Origin of the sequence: Priestia sp. SIMBA_032 (assembly GCF_046535215.1) — a bacterium.
GTDB lineage: Bacteria > Bacillota > Bacilli > Bacillales > Bacillaceae_H > Priestia > Priestia aryabhattai.
Window position 1 is genome coordinate 1 of record NZ_JAWRXD010000960.1, and the last position, 260, is coordinate 260.

Sequence of the window (260 nt, forward strand, 5' to 3'; positions counted from 1 at the left end):
TGACATGAAAAACAAACCAAAACTCTCAATACTTCGAGGCCTGCTATTTACTTACTGCGTCGAGAACTCTAAAAATCTTGAGCGAGAAGAAACAATAGCTTCTAAAGACGTCAACAGTTCGAAAGAGCTAGCAGAACTCTTCGACATATTGACGAGACCTGAGTTTCTACCATACAGAGAAGATGAACAGCAGTCGTTCATAGAAACCCTTCAACACTTCTTAGAAGCAGGAGAAAGCTTTGAATTCGTTTTTTATTTAT

General features: G+C 38.5%; 1 protein-coding gene. It reads left to right on the forward strand.

The window, feature by feature from the left end:
• Positions 1-260, forward strand: a 260-nt coding sequence (locus tag SB717_RS37200; protein ID WP_410908124.1) for a hypothetical protein, incomplete at both ends; no start/stop codon positions are given.